This is a genomic window from Pseudoalteromonas sp. SiA1 (genome assembly GCF_018732205.1).
Taxonomy (GTDB): Bacteria; Pseudomonadota; Gammaproteobacteria; order Enterobacterales; family Alteromonadaceae; genus Pseudoalteromonas; species Pseudoalteromonas tetraodonis.
This window is the reverse complement of sequence record NZ_CP076084.1, coordinates 2,044,762-2,061,934: the sequence shown is the minus strand read 5'-3', so window position 1 is coordinate 2,061,934 and position 17,173 is coordinate 2,044,762. Positions and strand designations below refer to the sequence as shown.

Annotated in this window: 15 protein-coding genes and 2 tRNA genes; 10 read left to right on the top strand and 7 right to left on the bottom strand. The window is 40.0% G+C overall.

From position 1 onward, the window contains the following. Window positions 1-86: 86 nt before the first annotated feature. From KK487_RS09440 to KK487_RS09420, 5 genes are all read left to right on the top strand, one after another. Window positions 87-791: a SapC family protein gene (locus KK487_RS09440; protein ID WP_013465241.1), complete on the top strand. Its 705-nt coding sequence runs from the start codon at window positions 87-89 to the stop codon at window positions 789-791. 124 nt (window positions 792-915) lie between these two features. Further along, a complete protein-coding gene (locus KK487_RS09435; RefSeq protein WP_036954298.1) occupies window positions 916-1,950 on the top strand; it encodes an isoaspartyl peptidase/L-asparaginase family protein in 1,035 nt (344 codons plus the stop codon). Between the two features lie 128 nt (window positions 1,951-2,078). After that, complete coding sequence (hrpA, locus tag KK487_RS09430; protein ID WP_171046525.1) at window positions 2,079-5,966, top strand: ATP-dependent RNA helicase HrpA; 3,888 nt, start codon at window positions 2,079-2,081, stop codon at window positions 5,964-5,966. Window positions 5,967-6,192: 226 nt separating this feature from the next. Continuing rightward, window positions 6,193-6,573 carry a response regulator gene (locus tag KK487_RS09425; protein WP_036954303.1) on the top strand — a complete coding sequence of 127 codons (381 nt, stop codon included), beginning with the start codon at window positions 6,193-6,195 and terminating at the stop codon, window positions 6,571-6,573. 8 nt (window positions 6,574-6,581) lie between these two features. Beyond that, window positions 6,582-6,878, top strand: a complete 297-nt coding sequence (locus tag KK487_RS09420) for a PilZ domain-containing protein (RefSeq protein ID WP_013465237.1) — start codon at window positions 6,582-6,584, stop codon at window positions 6,876-6,878. A gap of 9 nt (window positions 6,879-6,887) precedes the next feature. Here KK487_RS09420 and KK487_RS09415 read toward each other — a convergent pair whose 3' ends face one another. After that, window positions 6,888-8,078, bottom strand: a complete 1,191-nt coding sequence (locus KK487_RS09415; RefSeq protein ID WP_013465236.1) for a class I SAM-dependent methyltransferase — start codon at window positions 8,076-8,078, stop codon at window positions 6,888-6,890. Between the two features lie 139 nt (window positions 8,079-8,217). Between KK487_RS09415 and KK487_RS09410 the strand changes: the two genes are divergently transcribed. Next, window positions 8,218-8,874 carry an HD domain-containing protein gene (locus KK487_RS09410; RefSeq protein WP_028835036.1) on the top strand — a complete coding sequence of 219 codons (657 nt, stop codon included), beginning with the start codon at window positions 8,218-8,220 and terminating at the stop codon, window positions 8,872-8,874. Between the two features lie 4 nt (window positions 8,875-8,878). Continuing rightward, window positions 8,879-9,307: a VOC family protein gene (locus tag KK487_RS09405; RefSeq protein WP_232311316.1), complete on the top strand. Its 429-nt coding sequence runs from the start codon at window positions 8,879-8,881 to the stop codon at window positions 9,305-9,307. 47 nt (window positions 9,308-9,354) lie between these two features. Here KK487_RS09405 and KK487_RS09400 read toward each other — a convergent pair whose 3' ends face one another. Together KK487_RS09400 and KK487_RS09395 are read right to left on the bottom strand one after the other, a co-directional pair. After that, entirely contained in the window at window positions 9,355-10,350 is a 996-nt protein-coding gene (locus tag KK487_RS09400; RefSeq protein ID WP_036954309.1) for a response regulator, read from the bottom strand. Between the two features lie 17 nt (window positions 10,351-10,367). Further along, window positions 10,368-13,679 (bottom strand): PAS domain S-box protein, encoded by a 3,312-nt coding sequence (locus KK487_RS09395; RefSeq protein ID WP_036954312.1) that lies wholly within the window; start codon window positions 13,677-13,679, stop codon window positions 10,368-10,370. Window positions 13,680-13,924: 245 nt separating this feature from the next. On the opposite strand from KK487_RS09395, the gene KK487_RS09390 reads away from it, so the two are divergent. Then, window positions 13,925-14,617 carry a M48 family metallopeptidase gene (locus tag KK487_RS09390; RefSeq protein ID WP_036954315.1) on the top strand — a complete coding sequence of 231 codons (693 nt, stop codon included), beginning with the start codon at window positions 13,925-13,927 and terminating at the stop codon, window positions 14,615-14,617. Between the two features lie 20 nt (window positions 14,618-14,637). Here the strand turns inward: KK487_RS09390 and KK487_RS09385 are convergent. Both KK487_RS09385 and KK487_RS09380 read right to left on the bottom strand, forming a co-directional pair. Further along, a tRNA-Tyr gene (locus tag KK487_RS09385) sits at window positions 14,638-14,722 on the bottom strand. Between the two features lie 49 nt (window positions 14,723-14,771). Then, window positions 14,772-14,856, bottom strand: a tRNA-Tyr gene (locus tag KK487_RS09380). A gap of 112 nt (window positions 14,857-14,968) precedes the next feature. Between KK487_RS09380 and KK487_RS09375 the strand changes: the two genes are divergently transcribed. Both KK487_RS09375 and KK487_RS09370 read left to right on the top strand, forming a co-directional pair. Further along, window positions 14,969-15,496 carry a VC2046/SO_2500 family protein gene (locus tag KK487_RS09375; RefSeq protein WP_036954318.1) on the top strand — a complete coding sequence of 176 codons (528 nt, stop codon included), beginning with the start codon at window positions 14,969-14,971 and terminating at the stop codon, window positions 15,494-15,496. Window positions 15,497-15,708: 212 nt separating this feature from the next. Next, window positions 15,709-16,011, top strand: coding sequence for a DUF6172 family protein (locus KK487_RS09370; protein WP_008113037.1), 303 nt, complete (start codon window positions 15,709-15,711; stop codon window positions 16,009-16,011). A 67-nt stretch (window positions 16,012-16,078) separates the two neighbouring features. On the opposite strand, the gene KK487_RS09365 is transcribed toward KK487_RS09370, so the two are convergent. Together KK487_RS09365 and KK487_RS09360 are read right to left on the bottom strand one after the other, a co-directional pair. Continuing rightward, complete coding sequence (locus KK487_RS09365) at window positions 16,079-16,555, bottom strand: YchJ family protein (RefSeq protein WP_036954321.1); 477 nt, start codon at window positions 16,553-16,555, stop codon at window positions 16,079-16,081. Between the two features lie 39 nt (window positions 16,556-16,594). Further along, window positions 16,595-17,029, bottom strand: coding sequence for a SulA-like leucine-rich domain-containing protein (locus tag KK487_RS09360; protein WP_024601139.1), 435 nt, complete (start codon window positions 17,027-17,029; stop codon window positions 16,595-16,597). Between the last annotated feature and the right edge of the window lie 144 nt (window positions 17,030-17,173).

Genomic DNA, 17,173 nt, shown 5'->3' with positions numbered 1-17,173 from the left:
ATTTTCACTTCCTTTTTGTCACCAAAACCATTAGCCTTAGGCCACTAACAGTAATAAATCAAATTAATAAATAACGGAGCAGTAACATGGCGGAGCAACAAGTACAGCCTTTACACAACGAAAAACATGCCAACACTAAAATTAAAAATGGCATCAATATCGAATTTATGAAAACTCAACACTTAGTGCCAGTTGTAGCACACGAGTTTGCGCGTATCGCCAATGAGTTTCCAATGTCTTTTGTTAAAAATAACGAAACAGGTACTTTTCAAGCGGTTGCTATGTTTGGCCTAGAGCCAGGTGAAAACTTATTTGTTGATGGCGACAAATGGACAGCTGCGTTTGCACCTATGGCAACAACGCGTTACCCATTAGGTTTAGTAAAGCACCCTGAGCAAGATCAATTTGGTATTGTAATTGACGAAGCGAGCTCATTAGTTGGTGAAGAAGAGGGTAATGCATTATTCGAAAACGGTGAAGAAACTGATTACCTTAAGCGTCGTAAAGAAGCGTTAGTATCGTTCATTGAGTTTTCACAAGTCACTGATGCGTTCACTAAATTCCTTGCTGATAAAGAATTACTAGTAGCACAAACGCTAACGGTTGATATTAAAGGCGAGAAAAAAGACATCAACGGTATTTACCTTATCGATGAGAAAAAACTAAATGAGCTAAGCGATGCAGACTTTCTAGAGCTTCGTAAACGCGGTTATTTAGCACCTATCTATTCTTTCTTAACGTCTACTCACCAAGTAGCACGTTTAGCACGTTTAAAAGCGCAACAAGCGTAATTTTTAAACAGAATTTAAAAAGCGCCTCAGGGCGCTTTTTTTATGCCATTAAACTCAGTTCACTTGAAAAACCCCACGTAACCATTCACATTAGTTTTAATATTAACTAACAAAAGAACGCACAATGAAAAAATCACTATTACTAGGACTGCTTTGCGGTAGTTTAATGAGTGTGAGCTCATCTGCATTGAGTGCGAGCACGCCGTTTGCTATTGCGATTCATGGCGGGGCGGGCACAATCGAAAAAAGTAAATTTACGGCTGATCAAGAGCAAGCTTACCGCGATAAATTAGCTCAAGCTGTTGAGGCCGGGTATAAGGTACTTGAACAAGGCGGAGAAAGCCTTGATGCAGTCACAGCAGCCATTGAAGTGTTAGAGCAATCGCCTTATTTTAACGCCGGACGCGGCGCGGTATACACCTATGATGGTAGCCATGAGTTAGATGCCTCTATTATGGATGGTCGTAACCGCCAAGCTGGAGCAGTTTCGGGCATTAAGCACATAGAAAGTCCAATTAAACTTGCCCGTTTAGTGATGGAAAAATCGGTGCATGTGATGCTAAGTGGCCAAGGTGCAGAAGAGTTTGCTAAAGAGCAAGGCGTTAGCTTAGTAGAGAATAATATATTTGATACAAAGCATCGCTATGAAGCTTTATTAAAAGCAAAGGAAAAACTAGAGGCGAGCAAAAGCACCAATAAAGATTATCAAGCAGCGCACAAGGCGTTACCCGCTAATTATAAAATGGGGACTGTGGGTGCGGTGGCACTGGATAAACAAGGTAATTTAGCCGCGGGTACGTCAACTGGCGGAATGACCGCAAAACGTTTTGGCCGTATTGGTGATGCACCAGTTATTGGCGCGGGTACCTTTGCAGAAAACGCCTCGTGTGCGGTATCGGCAACCGGCCATGGCGAATATTTTATTCGTTATAATGTGGCAAGCGATATTTGCGCACGAGTAAAATATCAAGGTAAAACCATTGCTCAAGCTGGGGATGAAGTAATAAATGGGGTGCTTAAACCGATTGGCGGCACAGGCGGTGTTATTATTGTTGATACAAAAGGCAATATTAGCCTGCCGTTTAACACCACAGGCATGTACCGTGCGAGTAAATCGAATACGCAAGCGACTTATGTAGGTATTTTTAGCGACGAATAAGCGTTTTTCTTTAGTGGCTGGAGGTTTATATAATAATCTGCTGATTGTTATGTCCTTTACAGGATTAACCCCAGCCATTTAATTTGCTACAATCGGGGCTCTTTGACTAATTTTTATAAGGTATGCAGGTGGTAAACCTAGGTCAGTTGTTTGGCGAGCTAAAAACGTGCTTAAAAAAAGATCAATTCAGTTTTAAAAAGCGCCTTCATGGCGTAAAAAAAATTACCGACGAGGCAAAACTTACCAGTGCGCTTGAAAAAATTACGGCTGATATCAGTCGCAGTCAATCGCTTCGCGAGCAGCGTTTAGCTGGGCTACCTAAAGTTACTTATCCTGAGCAATTACCGGTCAGTCAAAAAAAAGACACCATTAAAGAGGCCATTGCTAATAATCAAGTGGTGATTATTGCTGGTGAAACCGGCTCAGGTAAAACCACACAAATTCCTAAAATGTGTTTAGAGTTAGGACGTGGGGTTGATGGGTATATAGGCCATACTCAACCTAGACGTTTAGCTGCACGTAGCGTTGCCAATCGTATTGCAGAAGAAATGCAATGCGAGCTTGGTCAGCAAGTGGGTTTTAAAATTCGCTTTAGCGATCAGGTTTCTAATAACAGTTATATAAAACTGATGACCGACGGTATTTTATTAGCTGAAATACAACAAGACCGTTTTTTGAATCAATACGACACCATTATTATTGATGAGGCGCATGAGCGCAGTTTAAACATTGATTTTATTTTAGGTTACCTTAAAAATTTACTTCCTAAACGTCCTGACTTAAAAGTTATTATTACCTCAGCGACCATTGATCCAGAACGTTTTTCTAAGCACTTTGATGATGCGCCAATTATTGAAGTATCAGGCCGGACATTCCCTGTGGATGTACGCTATAACCCCATCAGTGATATCCAAAAAGAAGACATGGAAGCCGAAGGCGACCAGTTACAGGGGATTTTTGATGCGGTCGATGAACTTTGCGCTGAAGGCCCCGGTGATATTCTGATCTTTTTAAACGGTGAGCGAGAAATACGCGATACCGCAGATGCGCTAAGTAAGCGTAATTTAAAACACACCGATATATTACCTTTGTATTCAAGGCTATCGAACGCTGAGCAAAATCGTATTTTTGCGCCGCATTCGCGCCGCCACATTATTCTCTCAACCAACGTGGCTGAAACATCGCTAACGGTGCCAGGTATTCGTTATGTTATTGACCCGGGTACGGCGCGTATTAGTCGTTACAGTTACCGTACAAAGGTTCAACGCTTACCTATAGAGCCTATTTCGCAAGCCAGTGCTAATCAGCGAATGGGGCGTTGTGGACGTGTTGAAGCGGGTATTTGTATTCGCTTGTATTCAGAGGACGATTTTTTATCACGTCCTGAATTTACCGACCCTGAAATATTGCGTACTAACTTAGCGTCAGTTATTTTACAAATGCTGGCATTAGGGCTGGGTGATATGGCGCAATTTCCTTTTGTGCAAGCTCCAGATAGCCGAAATATTAATGATGGTTTAACATTGCTTGAAGAGTTAGAAGCGGTAAAAGCGGCTAAGCGTCATCAAAAAACCAGCCTAACACAATCTGGGCGAGAGCTAAGTCGTTTGCCGGTTGATCCGCGTTTAGCAAAAATGGTGCTAACTGCACATAAACTGGGTGCATTGCGTGAGGTGATCGTTATTGTTGCCGCGCTTTCAATTCAAGACCCCCGCGAGCGACCACAAGAAAAACGTCAAGCCGCGAATGAAAAACACGGTCGCTTTGACGATCCAGACTCTGACTTTATCGCCTTTTTAAACTTGTGGAATTACCTCGAAGAGCAGCAAAGTGAGCTGACCAATAGCCAGTTTAGAAAGCTATGTCAAAAAGACTTTTTAGCCTATATGCGTATTCGTGAATGGCAAGACATCGTTTATCAAATCAGCACTGTGTGCAATGAAATGAAAATGAAAGCCACCACTAATGTTGCAGACAGCGAGCTTATTCACAAAGCACTGTTAAGTGGCATGCTCAGTCATATCGGTTTTAAAGACGAAAAGCAGCTGTATAAAGGCGCACGTAATAGCCAATTTCATATTTTTCCAGGATCAGGCTTGTTTAAAAAGAGCCCCAAGTGGATGATGTCGGCTGAATTGGTAGAAACCAGTAAACTCTATGCCCGTATTAATGCCAAAATAGATGTGAACTGGGTAGAACCGTTTGCTCAGCATTTAGTAAAACGCAGCTACACAGAGCCTCATTGGGAGAAAAAGCCCGGTGCAGTGATTGCCTTTGAGCAGCAAACTTTGTATGGCTTATTAATTGTTAATAAACGCCGCTGTGTGTACAGCAATATTGACCCTAAAGTAAGCCGAGAGTTATTTATTCGCACAGCGCTGGTTGAACAAGAGCTGGGACTCAATGAAGCATTTTTAGCGTATAACCGCGAATTAATTGAAGATATTCAAGTGCTCGAGAACAAATCTCGTAGGCGCGATATTTTAGTTGATGAGCAAACCTTGTTTGAGTTTTACGAGAAGAAAATACCCAGCGATATTAACAATCGTGCTGCGTTTATTAAGTGGTATAAAACACAAAAACAGCAAGACAAACGCTATCTGCACATGACGCGTGAAGAGCTCATGCAGCATGGTGCAAGTAGCATTACCGAATTTGACTATCCAGATACATGGCAACAAGATAACTTAATGTTGCCGCTTACTTATCATTTTGATCCAGGCCAAGCGGTTGATGGCGTTGCCGTACAAATACCCGTTGCACTGTTAAACCAAGTGCAAGAAAGTGGCTTTGATTGGCATATACCGGCATTTCGTCATGAGTTAATTTGTGGGTTAATTAAGTCATTACCAAAGTCATTGCGTCGTAACTTTGTCCCTGCGCCCAATTATGCCGATGCGGTGTTAGCGGCTATAGAGCCATTACAAGGCTCGTTAATCGACTCGCTAAGCAATCGATTACTGCGTATGACCGGCGTCCGTGTAGACCCTGAGGCGTGGGATTTAACTGCGCTTGCTCCGCATTTAAGGCTACAATTTGAAGTGCGCGATGAACACGACAAGCTACTGGCACGTGGACTCGATTTAGCTAAACTTAAAGCGCAGCTACAAGGCAAGGTCTCCGACACCTTATCTAAAGTCGCCGACAAAGGCATAGAAAAAACCGATTTAACACAGTGGGATTTTGGAGAGTTACCAACATCCTATGTGAAAAAGCAAGGTCAGTACGAAATTAAAGCGTACCCTGCGCTGGTGGATAAAAAATCAACGGCGGCAGTGGAGTTATTCGATAACGAAATTAAAGCGCAATTAGCGCACCAGCAGGGGTTGCGTCGTTTAGTGTTATTAAACGTGCCATCACCCATTAAATACCTGCAGCAAAATTTACCAAACAAGGCTAAGCTAGGGTTGTACTTTAATCCTTTTGGTAAAATTGCCGATTTAATAGATGACTGCATTGCATCGGGTGTTGATAGCCTATTAGTTAAATATGGTGATATTCGTACAAGTGATGCATTTGAAACGGTTAAAGAGCATATTCGCGGCGAATTAGGCGACACCGTAGTAGCAATTGCAACCCAAGTAGAGCAAGTACTGAGTATTGCTCATGCGCTGCATAAAAAAATGAAAGGGCGAGTAGATTTAACCATGATCACTGCCCATGGCGATATTAAATCTCAGTTAGAATCGCTTATTTTTAAAGGTTTTGTGAGCCAGCATGGGGCGGATAAGCTCGGCGATTTAATTCGTTACTTAAAAGCGATTCAAAAACGACTAGAAAAGCTACCCGTTGACCCAAATCGTGATAGATTATGTGTACTAGAGCTTGAAAAAGTGGCGCAAGAATATAAAAAACTGACGAATAAAACCCCTAAAGGAATGCCATTGCCTGATGATGTTGAGGCTATTTTTTGGATGCAGCAAGAATTACGCGTATCCTTATTTGCGCAAACCTTAGGTACACCTTATCCAATTTCAACAAAACGTGTGTTAAATGCGATAAAAGAAATTGAATAATCCCTTTATTCGCTATTAAGCTAGGGTCTGTTGACCTTTTTGGATTAAAATTCGTTCAAACTAAGGGCGGTTTAATCGCGGCGCGAGGTTTGTAACCTAGTGGGCTAAGTAAAAACCACACCACATAGGCTCTGCCTTGCCTAAATACCAAACAGGCTACTGCAAATTCAACCTTGAACGGTCAACAGACCCTAAGGGACTAACTTGAGAAGGAAATGACATTGCTATGTCCTCATTACTAAAACACCAAGCGCGACAATTGTTAGTGGTTGATGATGAGTATTTCAATTTTGAAATACTCAAAGCAGGGTTAGCATCAACATTTGATTTAAGCTATGCTGATTCTGGTAAAAGTTGTTTAGCATCTGCCATTGCTAATCCGCCTGATATTATTTTGCTTGATGTATGTATGCCGGGGCTTGATGGTTATGATACCTGTCGCCTACTTAAACATACGCCAGAGACAAAACACATTCCGGTGGTGATGATATCAGGACTTGAGTCAGAGCTTGAGCAACAAGCAGGCTTTGACTCAGGGTGTGATGCTTACGTTGTAAAACCTTTTTCTATCGCCGTACTACGAGAAAAAATTAATAATATTGTGTAGAGGGAATTATGTTTACTGAAGATAAGCGAAACTACAGACGTATGCAGGTTAACACACCCGCTAAGTTAACCTCGATTGAGCCCGTCGCAGGACTAAGTTACACAGGCACCTGCCTTGACTTAAGTGCAACAGGGCTCTCCTTGCAGCTCGATGATTTATTAGAGCTTAACTCAATTTTATCGGTTGATATTGCATCAACCCATCCAAGCATTGCACCGTTAAAAGCCACTGCAAAGGTGATACGTGCCAGCACAGAAGAGGATGGCACGATAACCGCAGGGCTAGAAATTATTGAGTTTAACTAAAATTAGTGTTTAGTAAACCTTACAAATAAGGCCTTTAAGATAAAAGCCTTCAGGGTAGCTGCCCGCAATAGGGTGGTCAGCTGCTTGATTTAAGCGCTCCATGATCAGTAAATCTTTACCTGCATCAAGTGCTGCATCTGCAACCACTTTTTGAAACAAATTTTGTTCCATTAAACCAGAGCATGAGAAAGTAAGCAGTGTGCCGCCTGGTTTTAATATTTGCATCGCAATCATATTAATATCTTTGTAACCCCGACACGCCCCAGTTAACTGCGCTTTATTATCAGCAAATTTAGGCGGATCCATCACAATCGTATCAAACATCACGCCGTCTTCACGGTATTGGCGCAATAACTTAAATACATCTTGTTTTACAAAGTCGACTTTATTTAAATCAAGGTTGTTATGTTCAACATTGCGCTTTGCTGTATCAAGAGCTGGTTGTGAAACATCGACATTGGTTACATGCTTACAGCCACCACGCAGGGCATAAAGAGAAAACGTCCCCGTATAACTAAAGCAATTTAATACGGTTTTATCTTTTGAAAAACGCTCCAGCGCAGCACGGCTATCACGTTGATCTAAATAAAAGCCGGTTTTATGGCCTTCAAGAATATCAACTTCAATTTTTAAACCATTTTCTTCAATGATAACTGGCGCTGTGGGTTCATTACCCCAAAGCACTCCTTTAATTGGCTCCAAGCCTTCTTTAGTGCGCACATCTACATCTGAGCGCTCATAAATATTTGAGCCTGGGAAAATAGCCATTAATGCGCCAACAATTTCACCTTTGTGGCGCTCAGCACCGGCACTGAGTAACTGACAAACCAAGGTGTTATCAAATTTATCTATGGTAACACCCGGTAAATAATCTGATTCAGCGGCGCAAAGCCTAAAACCGGTCAGTCCACCTTCTTCAATCGCATGACTGCGAGCTTCTAAAGCACGACGTAGGCGACGCTCGAAAAAATGTTGATCTATGACTTCTTTTTCATCAAAGCTCCATACGCGCGCGCGAATTTGTGAATGCGGGCTGTAAGCCGCGGTGGCTAAAAACTTACCTTCACTGTCGTGTATGGTTACCGTGTCACCTAATCCAGGTTTACCTTTAATTTTTTTGATGGCTTTAGAAAATAACCAAGGGTGTTTTCTTTTTAATGATTTATCGCGACCAGCTTGCAGGTAAACGGCAGATGACATAGGGCTTCTCTGTAGTAATAAATAAGCGCTGTATTTTAGTCAAGCCACGCGCAACATACAATGAATGTTTTGCAAGGGCCTTATAAATCGCGTTAAAGTAGGGGATATAACCTCGTTTAAATAGATTTTTGGAAGCTCGGTGAACAATTTAGCCCTTAGCCCTTCATTAAAGCAACTTGATCAGCAATGCAGAGAATTTATAACAGCGCTTATCCATGCTGATGTAGCCCATGATATCACTCATATTGAACGCGTTGTCCGTGTCGCAGTTAAATTATGCACTGCTGAAAAAGCCAATATGAATGTTGTTTTACCTGCTGCGTGGTTACATGATTGTGTGGCCGTAGCAAAAAACCATCCCGATAGGGCAAAAGCTTCAACGATGGCTGCCGATAAAGCGATTAGTTTTTTAGCGTCTATTGGCTATGATGAAGCGCTATTTGATGATATTCACCATGCTATTGCCGCGCATAGTTTTAGCGCCAATATTGCTATTAAAACCGTTGAAGCACAGATTGTACAAGATGCTGACAGAATGGATGCTTTAGGGGCTATTGGTGTTAGTCGTTGTATGAAAGTGGGGGGCTCAATAAGCCGACTTTTATACAATCCTAATGATCCATTTTGTTTAGAGCGTGAACCTGATGATAAACAGTACACCTTAGATCATTTTTTTATAAAGTTGCTGCATATTGCAAAAAGTATGAATACACCTTCAGCTAAAGCTGAAGCACTTAGAAGAACAGATTATATGTATGACTTTTTAGAGCAGTTAAAATCTGAAATTGGAGGGTAAGACAGTGAGGCCAAAATTGAGCGGTATTGATCATTGTCATTTAAATGTTCAAAGCCTCACCCAAGCCGTTGATTGGTATGAAAAGGTGCTTGGTTTTACTGTAGTAGAGGAATTAGCATTTTGGAATGAAGAAGGCAAAGGCCCTTTAACGCTTGAAGATGAAAACGGATCGACACGTTTAGCTTTATTTGAGGCGCCAGGGCGAAGTAAAGGAATCGCTTTTGCTGCAACCGGTGAGCAATTTATAGCGTGGTTAGCACATTTTGAGCAGCTTGAAATTAAAACGATACTGGCTGATCATGGCGTGACTTTTTCTATGTATTTTAAAGATAACAGTGGGAATAGCCATGAGATCACTTCCCATGACTACCGCATTATAAAACAGCATTTTCCAGCTGTAGCGTTAGGCTCTCACAATGCCAAAAGAGGCTAGGTCCTGTTGAACTTTGTGCAGTAATATTTGTTCAAAAAAGAGACGATTTAATCGCGTTCTTGATGAGCCTTTTTTATCGCTAGAACAGCGTCTATCTGACCAATAAAAAGCTCAACTAGATGTGGGTCAAAATGTTTTCCCGCTTGGTGCTGCATATGTTCTATTGTTTGCTCAATGCTCCACGGCTCTTTATAAGGACGTTTTGATGTGAGTGCATCAAATACATCAGCAATCGCCACAATCCGTCCCTCAATCGAAATTTCTTCGCCTTTCAATCCATTAGGATAGCCTGTGCCATCCCATTTCTCATGATGTTCAATTGCCAGTACGTGGGCAAGTTGCAACAAAGGGGAGGGTGAGTTGGCCAATATTTTAGCTCCTATAGCAGCATGCTCCTTCATGTGTGCAAATTCGTCTGGAGTTAATTTTCCTGGTTTTAATAATATTGAATCAGGAATGCCTATTTTTCCGACATCGTGCATTGGTGCAGCTTGGCGTAATAACTCAGCGTGTTGTTCATTCATTCCTAGCGCTAAAGCAAGTACCTTGCTGTATTGACTCATTCGAGCAATATGTTCACCCGTATCGGTATCTTTGTACTCTGCCGCGCGACCCAATCGCTCAACTAAATCTACATGTGCTTGTTTTAGTTGCTCGGCTTGTACTAAAGAAAGATGAGTTTTTACCCTTGCCTTTACTATCGCAGGGCTAATAGGTTTGGTTATATAGTCAACCGCACCTAGCGAAAACCCTTCCGATTCATCTTGTTCTTGCGTGAGTGCGGTGACAAAAATGACCGGAATGTGTGCGGTTTTAGGATTAGCTTTTAAAATTTTGCACACTTCAAAGCCATTCATATCTGGCATCATAACATCAAGTAAAATGAGGTTCGGTGGATCGTTTTCAATTAATTGCAGTGCTAATGGCCCCGATTTAGCGAACGACAAACGGTAGTTACTCGCTAAAACCTCGCGCATTACTTTTAAATTTGCAGGTTCATCATCGACGATTAATATTCGCGCCTGATTTATAGATTGAGCCATCGTCGTCCTCAGAAGAGCTAATTATTAAGTGTGGTTAATAATGCATTGAGCTCTATTTTTGCATTATCAAATTCAAATTCATTAAACTGTTCACAAATGCTTAAAATAGCATTTTTATGCTGTTCTGGTGTTATTTTCTCAATATAACTTAATAACGTATCGTCCAACTCTGCTCGTTTAGCTTGGCTAAGTAAAAGCGTTAATTGGTGAATAAATTCAGCATTTGACACGGTTACTTTTTGTAATTTATTCTCTTTAAAAGCAATGTGTAAGTGTGATAATTCATCTGCTAGCTGCTGCCACTCTTGCTGACATTTTAATATGCACTGAGTATAACTTGTTATATCACGTTGTTTTTCAGCTTGCGTAATTAAGTAAGATAAATTATTGAGCGCTAAATTACCGGCAAGACCTTTTAAATTATGCAAAATATGAGCATGATGTTTATCGTTTAGCTTAATGGCCGCTAAGGTTTGCATACTATTTTGATGCTGAGCTAAAAAGAGCGCGACTTCTTTGAGGTGCTTTTCTTTACTGCCCCACATTTTCTCACCTTTAGCTAAATCTATACGGAGTTTTGAGTTAATCGGATCTGCAGTTTCTAACTGGCTTATAGCAAGCCCAAGCACTCTTGCTATTTCGTAGTTGAGCTGGTTTATGTCAACGGGTTTAGTTGTAAATCCATTCATACCCGCTTGTTTGGCTGTTAGCTTGTCTTGCTGTAGCACACTGGCCGTTAAAGCAATTATTGGGGTTTGCTCTAGTTGCTTTTGCTGCTCTAAAGAGCGAATTGATGCCGTAGCACTGATCCCATCGCATTTAGGCATATGAATATCCATTAAAATAATATCAAAGCGATGTTGATTAAATATTTCAATGGCCTCAAAGCCATTATTAGCCTTTCTTACCTGATGCCCAGCTTGTGAGAGCATAATGGTGAGTAGCTCAATATTTTGTTCAATGTCATCGACCACTAAGATTTTTAATGTTGGTAAATTAAATACGTTTTTACTAATGGTCTGTACCTGACTTTTCTCGCCTTTTTCAAGCGCGACAGTAAAGCAAAAGCAGCTACCTTGGCCAAGGGTACTTTGTGCATATATATGGCCACCCATTAACTCAACCAGCTGTTTACTAATCGTTGTTCCAAGCCCTGTGCCACCAAATCGGCGAGTTGTGGTGCCGTCTGCTTGCTCAAAAGGTTTAAAGATAGCCTCAAGACGATCTTTTTCAATACCTATACCTGTGTCTTGTACTTCAAATAAAATAGGATGATTGGGGTTATGAGTAACCGACAAAGTAACATGGCCTCGTTCGGTAAACTTTATCGCATTGCCGATTAAATTGGTTAGCACTTGGCGTAAACGCGTATCGTCACCAAAATAAAATGGATTCACATTGTCAGCTATTTTTAAATTGAGTTTTAGGTCTTTACGTTTTGCATCCAGCCAAAATGTCGACACAATATTGTCGAGTAATTCTTGCAAGTTAAAATGTACATTTTGAATTTCGAGTTTACCTTTTTCTAACTTTGCTGAGTCGAGGATATCGTTAAGTAAGTGCAACAAAGAACGCGCGGCGTTATTAACAGTAATTATTTGCTTCTGTTGATCTTTATTAAGCGGGCTATCTATCAAAATATCACTAAAGCCAATAATTGCATTCATGGGGGTACGTATCTCATGACTCATATTTGCCATAAAAGACTGTTTAGCTTGCGCGGCTACTTCAGCCTCGTATTTAGCTTGTTTTAAGCTTTGCTCATATTCATAGCGTTTGGTTATATCAACCAAAACGCCATCAACCCAGCGGGCATCATTTTTAGAGCCTGTGACAATACTTGCTTGATCCAGTACCCAAATAATATTGCCGTTGCGATGGCGAATGCGGTATTCAATTGAGTATTGATTGGTTGATGCAACCGCTTGATCAATGGCTAAAGAAATAGCCGCTTCATCTTCTTTAACAATCAGCTCGGCAAAGGTAATACGCTGCTCAGTAAACTCTTCAGCGCGATAACCCGTTAGTTCATAGACGCTTGGGCTTATAAACAACATACTCCAGTGTTCATCTAACAAGCAGCGAAATACAACACCGGGCATATTGTTCATCAAGGTACGATATTGTCGCTCTTTTTCAATTAAGCTTTGTTGTAATGCTTTTTGCTCAGTTAAATCGGTAATAAAGCCCACAAACAATGTTTCAGTTTGTAATTGCTTTACTTCACCAATCCCTAAGCGAATTGGAAATTGATGACCATTTTTATGTTTTGCCCACACATCGCGATTAACACCAATAACACGTTTTACCTCATGGTTTGTTGTATTTTTTAAAAAAGCATCGTGTTGATTAGCAATATCATCAGCCATTAATATTTTTACATTCTGGCCAATGACCTCATTATCTTGCCAGCCAAAAATTGTTTCTGCGGCTTTATTAAAGCTCAAAATAGTGCCTTTAATATTGATAGTAACGATGCCGTCAATGGCAGTTGATAAAATAGCATCAAGGCGAGACTCTTCAGCTGATTTTTTCCCCAACAGCATTCTGTAACGGATCATGCCATTGATGATCACAACCACCGCTGTTAATAAAAGCGTGGCGAACGACACACTAATAGCAATAAAGGTTAGATGTGATTGGTTTGTTTGCTCGTTAATTATCGGGCTTGTTGCAATAAATCGCGTAGCAGCCATGCCCATATAATGCATACCAGCCACGGCAAGGCCAAGAATAAGGGCGCAAATAATACGATTATGCACAGGCGTTAATTTTTTAAAGTGTGCTGGTAAATGAAAACGTGCATAGAGACTTATAAAAGACAGCAGCACTGCAACAACAATTGAAGCGCCAAACCATATTGGATCATAACGAAGTAAAGGACTTAATTGCATCGCTGCCATACCGCTGTAATGCATGGTGCCAACACCCGCGCCAAATAAAAGAGAGCTTAGAATTAAATTGATAATACGAGGGTGAGAGCTATATGTTTTCAAACAAGAAAAAGCAATGGTACATGCCAGTAACGCCGGTATAAACGACACAAAAGTGAGTGTGGGGTCGTATTCAATTGTAGTGCACAAAGAAAATGCGAGCATAGCAATAAAGTGCATGCTCCAGACCCCTCCGGCAAGGACTAAGGCTGCGGTTATATTGGCTAACTTTCGATAAGATTTAAAATGTGTATTATTTGCTAAATCGATAACGTGCAAAGAAAAATAAGCTGCAAAAATTGCGGTGAGTATAGATAGTGTCACTAAACTTGGGTCGTATACACCATTAATAATTAGGCTTGGATCTGGTTCGTTTATAAAAAAATTAGCTAACATCAATCATTCACATAATAACTCTTAAATTCAGTCTAATATAAAATACAATAATAATCACAAGGTATTGAGTTATAAATTACAAAAGCAACGTAAGTGTTTTAAGCTCTAAACCATACTATTTATTGAGTAGCACTAAATGCATTGTTATTAAAATGGCATTTAGTGGGGATTATTTATAGATCAGCCGTTATGGTACAAGGTAAAATAAAACCCAGTGGTTAATTATAAATAGGCAGCATTCATTGTTGGATTACACTTTAAAGCGAAGTAAGCAAAGAAAAACAGTGGCTATCAAAGTCGCACAACGTGAGCTTACGGTATATGCGCCCCATTTTGTAACGAAAACACAAATTAATGAATGGCTGTTAAGTAAACAGAACTGGATTGATGCTCAGTTACATAAGCAACAAATTCAAGCCGATACACGACAGTTTCCACTCAAAACCCAGAGTATTAAATTATTTAATGAAGCTGTTAATGTGCAATTTGAAAACGCAGCACGCACTCAATGGCAGCAGCACAATGAAAGCCAAACGCTGTTACTGAGTATTTCTTCACGTGTAAAGCATCAAACGCAAATGTATCAAAGTTTGCTAGAGCAGTTTTTGCATGAGAAATTAGAAAGTTATATTGAAATGCGAGTTAACGATTATTGTCAGCTGATGGGTGAAAAGCTACCGAGTAATATTCGTATTCAATTGTATAAACGTCGCTGGGGTAGTTGTAATCGCAGGCGTGAAGTAACCTTCAACTTACACTTGGCAAGTGCACCGACATGGGTCATTGACTACGTGATTGTTCATGAATTAGCACATTTAAAATATTTAAATCACAGCGCTCAATTTTGGCAACGTGTGGAATTATTTTATTCAGATTATAAACAAGCAAGTAACTGGTTAAACAATCATGGTATGAGTTTACAGTGGGTATTTGAATAAAAAGAAATAAGGTAGAGAAGTGGTGGAGGGAGCTGGATTCGAACCAGCGAAGGCTGAGCCGTCAGATTTACAGTCTGATCCCTTTGGCCGCTCGGGAACCCCTCCACACTAATTGTTATTGCATTTGGCCCCACTTAACTTAGCCTAAGAAAAGTGGTGGAGGGAGCTGGATTCGAACCAGCGAAGGCTGAGCCGTCAGATTTACAGTCTGATCCCTTTGGCCGCTCGGGAACCCCTCCAATGCAACGCGGCAGATAATAGCAAACTTCTTATTTAAGTAAAGAAAAAAGCTAAAGAAAATTCAAATTTAGCCGATAAATACTTATTAATTAGTTAAATAGGCTAAAGTCTATGCAGATTGGTGATTTGTTAATCACGGAGAGCCAGTTAAAAACGAGGCTTAACGAAAGTGTTCACGAAAACCGCCGAGGCGAGTTTGCATTTTTATTAGCAATGCTCTCTCACGATGCACTCGATTTTAGTGAATTCCACCTACCCAAAAGTGACACTAAGCATTATCAAGCTGATGAAGATGCTCTGCGTAAACAATTTGGCGCAGGTCCAAAGCAGCCATTAGCGCCAGATACCTTTAATATGTTAATTGGTAAAAATAACACAGAGCTTTTAGCAAAAATGGGAAGCGCTGTAGGGATGAGTGATATAAAGTTAACTCAGTGCTTAAAGCCTGAGCCATTTAATATTCGTGATGATAAAAACCACATTCCACTGACTGTCATTGATAACTGTGAATTAGCGGTACGTCGACGAATTAAAAATACCAACACCGAGTTATCAAACCCTCAAATGGATGCGGTGGCATTTTATGATGATTTACAAAATGAAGCTATCCACCAGCCATTACATTTGTTTAGTGCCTAATTATATGTGTTCAATTGCTGCTTTATACATGCCATTTGATTGTAATAAACTGTGTTTATAGTAGTAAGTAACTATTGGTTTTATAGGTGCTTTATTTTAATAACTGATTTAATATAAAAAAAGCATCCAAAATTTAAATGCAATTGCTATAATGGCGCAAATGGTATGACATTAAATGCCATTATCATTAAACCAAGGTAATTAGGAACGTAATGAAGAAAACATTCACGCTGAATCATGAGAAAATCAAATACCCTCGTATGGTTGATGCTGCAAAGCATGAAGTGAAAAAATATTTGAAAAGAGAACGTAATAAAACTTTACCTGTTGATGCCGACTACTGGGCATTCGATTGTAAGTTTGGCAACACGGCTGAAGAAGCCCAAGTGGTTCACGTTGCTGAAATTAACAATCACATCAGTGAAATTGAAAAGCAAGGTTTAACTTCTTTTTACTTAGAGATTTTAGCAAGACCTGCACAGCGTCAAGATTTCGATGAAGATGATGGCGAATAAAACGCTAATTTGCGTTTAGTGTAGTTTTTGAAAATGGGCCTTGTGGCCCATTTTTTGTAGCTGTTATTTATACACTATGACATTTTTTGTATTTTTTATTACTGCCACAAGGGCACGTATCATTGCGTTTTACTTTAATATCGGCAACCGGTGTAATCTCACCATCAAGGTATCGCCATTGTCCATCTTCTTTAATAAACCTTGAATTTTCTGCTAACTGGCAATATAAATCTTGATAAAAGTAGTGAGCTTTAAATGTAACAAATCCTGTTTCATCATTATAACCAGAGTCTAATACGGTTAAGTTTATAAAACGGCAACTATTTGCAAAATCTTTAATTTCTGAAATTGAATTTTCAGCTTGTTTTTCTTTTGCATAACTTTCACGAACAAAAACCGCGTTTTTAACAGCATAAGCACTGTAGCGTGCACGCATAAGTTGCTCTGGTGTGTGTGGCTGTTTGGTTTTTAAATGAAAAGGCTCGCAGCAATCAGCATAAGGTTGCTGACTGCTACAAAAACATAATAGAGCGTTAGAAGTCATGATAAATGTACTGTGTATTAAAACGCTAGTTTATCAAGCTTATTGCGTAAGTGAAATCTCAGGGTGAGCGCTTTTTTTGCTAAAGCAATACAACTTAGTGCGCGTATGGCTCAAGTTTAATGATAACTGCGACAGTTGTTGGTTATTTATTATGTCAGTCCAGGTGATCACCGCGGCAAAATTTCCATTGTGAAGTGCAGAACTTAAAACATACTCTAAATTAACTAAATGCTTTTGACGAATAACCAGCAATTTACTGGTATCAATTGAGCATGAATCAAGTAGCGCTTTGCTCGGTACGTTATCGGGTGCTATTAACAGTGTCCATGCGTTTAGGCTGTTGTATTGGTGTAATACTTTTAATAACTCAAACGTTGCTGAAATTTCATCTTCAATTTGTACAACGTTAACACAATCTGATTGGTCATCTTGTTGATAGCTTTTAACTGTTCTTAGGGTAATTGGCTGTAACATAATCTTCTCACTCACTGGGTTTTTATACAGTACATTCATACAGTAGTTTATACAGTTGTTTGGTGCAAGTGTTTTTTGCTATTTTTTTGTACAGTTATTCATCTTAAAACGCGACAGTTATTATAAATATACAAATAATCTATA